Here is a 2,628-nt window from a genome sequence, read left to right on the forward strand (position 1 = left end):
TGAAGGTTTTCTGTTTGAGGTAGTCAAAAATCCGTTGGTTCGGTTCCATGCCTGAGGTTGCACAGGGGGGTGAGTCGGCACGCCTGATCTGAATGGTGGCCCACTGTCGGGAAAGGAACTGCCAGAAACCAACGCTGATGGGAAGAAGCTGTTGCATTTCTGGACGGTATGGTGTGGTAGTGCATAGATGTCGTGGCGATTCTTAACAAGCATCCAAAACGGGATGAATGCAATCGGCGCTCACTCACCGTCGACGGGGGCATCGAAGTTGTGAGACGCTATTGCAGAGACTGAAATGGAATGCAGGTCTCTCATCGGTAGCGAAGCAAGGGATGTTGGAATTTATCCGGACAGAATCGCTTGCTACGAAGAGACGGCAGAAGCCCTCGCAACATTCTTCTAGTGCTGGAACGGTCCAATCCGCTGAGTCAACAGCGATGCCGTTTTCTGGCAGCTCGAATCACGCCTGCGAAATTTAGGTAAATGCTGTCACGAACCCAGAGACAACTGAGGCACGCAGTAACCTCCAGTTTGAGACTCGCTGCCACCACCTCAATCGTTCTCGCGATTTCCCCAAGCACTGAGGTGGACTGGTTGATCGAGTTGAACTCGAGCGATCGGCATCATTTAACGCGTTTCCTTCAGCTCGCTCAGAGGCGATTTGGAACCTCTCGGGTGATCTCACCCTGGGGGCAGATAGCTCAAGTTCCAGTCCCTTCGACGAGTGAGCCGGTTCAGTGCATTTGGGGCTCACGCCGGACTTCTGGCCGACTTGTTTCGGTGCCTCGGCCTCGGCGGCCTGAACCTCAGCCCTCGGGGTAGTTGCGACTGGAATTGCCGAGCCCGCCGGACTTTTCCCTATCATGCGATCCAGTGGGCTGATCACTCTAATGTCCGCACGGTTGAGCGAGTGCAGGTAGATTCGTGTTGTCTTGATGTCCGCATGTCCGAGCAACTCCTGGATTGTGCAGATATCCGTTCCCGACTGCAGCAAGTGAGTCGCGAAGCTGTGTCTGAAAACATGAGCACTGACGTGTTTATCGACGCCAGCCTTTTGCACCGCTGCTCGCAGCTGGGCGGGAAAGGTGTCCTTGTGCAAATGATGACGCCGTAGGACTCGTGTTCTGGGATCACGCGAAAGTCGATCAGAAGCGAACAGGAACTGCCATTTCAATTCGCGGGCAGCCGACGGGTACTTTCGTTCCAGGGCCTTGGGTAAACACACCGAAGCAGTCCCTTGGTCCAGATCGTGCTCATGCAGCACCCGGCGTGATTCCATCCAATAGCGAAGATCCGCGACCACACCTTCGGGCATCGGAACAAGACGACTCTTGTCCCCTTTGGAGTTGTGCACTTCAATCACCCGGCGGTCGAAATCAAGGTCTTTCATACGAAGTCGCAACGCTTCGCTGATTCGCATCCCGCTGCCGTAGAGCAATTGGGCAATGACCAGATGAACGCCCTTCAGGCGTGAGAAAATGGTTCCAATCTCCAGTTCGCTTAGAACCGTTGGGATCTGCTTCCCTTTGCTCGCGCGGATCGCATTGACTTCGCCCATCTTCCGTTTGAGAACATGCTCGAAAAGATACAGCAAGGCGTAAAACGCTCGGTTCTGAGTCGACACGGCGACATCCCCATCGACCGCTAGGTTCGTCAGATGATCTTCAACATCGGCCGCACTGATCTGGTCAAAGTCCGCTTGGCACCTCAGCCCTCGCTCGCGCATGAATGCCCGAACATTGGAAACATACGCCCGCTCCGTCTCCAATTTGTTGTGACGCAACCGAGTGGCCCGGCGTAGGTTTTGGATGATGTCCGGTTCCCTGGGATCAATGTGTCCGACGACGTCGTCAATCTCCTCCTCTTCGCCCTGGCACATCCGCTTGATCTTTTCTTCCCTGGCGAGTGACTCCAGTTTGGTGTGGATGAATTTCAGGTCGTCCGGTGAGCCGGCCTGAACGTGCCGGCGGTAAAACATCAACGACTCGATGATCTTCAGTCGTTTCCAAGCGGGAGTCTTCCGCCGCACATGATCTTTCAGGAATGCAATCGCATCCTCCGGAGAGAATTCCCAAGTTGGCCGAGGTTTGCGGCCATGAAAACGGCACATTTTCTCGAACCAGATCTTCGACCACTTCTCTTGGCTTTGACGCCAAGTCCCATCGGCATAACCGGCTTGCGTCATCGAATCGCTCTCCGCTGTTGCCCGACTCGGCATGGCGAACCTGCCGAACCAGTCGTGCACAATCGATTCCGTTCCAGTGACCCGCGGCCGTAACCGACAACCGCGTCCCTCTCCGGCGAACGTTTTCAAAGCGTAGGGCGTTCTGGCGACATCGACTCTGACGTCCCTCGCGGAAGTTCGCCGCGGTACTGCACCGATTCTTCGCACCGCCCCAAAGAAGGTCAACTCATCACCCGAAAAAATGCTGGATTTGCTTGACCCACCTTTCGGAAGCCTCAATACTGACGTCTCCACCCACCCGGCGATAAGTCCGGCACCCCGGAGATATGTTCTCCATGCAACCGGCGATAACGCCCTGCCTGTCACCGATGATGCCGAAGGCACACCCAGCGATAACGCCTTGCTCGTACCCTTATCTCCGGACCAACCGGAGGTAATTACAT

1 protein-coding gene is annotated in these 2,628 nt (G+C 55.4%); it reads right to left on the reverse strand.

The annotated features are described in order from the left end of the window. Positions 1 to 475: 475 nt before the first annotated feature. Complete coding sequence (locus RE6C_RS25660) at positions 476 to 2,218, reverse strand: integron integrase (RefSeq protein WP_039963449.1); 1,743 nt, start codon at positions 2,216 to 2,218, stop codon at positions 476 to 478. Positions 2,219 to 2,628: the final 410 nt, after the last annotated feature.

This window comes from Rhodopirellula europaea 6C, from assembly GCF_000338295.1.
GTDB lineage: Bacteria > Planctomycetota > Planctomycetia > Pirellulales > Pirellulaceae > Rhodopirellula > Rhodopirellula europaea.

Bases quoted from the DNA above. Each gene is read 5' to 3' on its own strand.
- RE6C_RS25660 (WP_039963449.1), bottom strand. From the start codon at position 2,218: ATGCCGAGTCGGGCAACAGCGGAGAGCGATTCGATGACGCAAGCCGGT.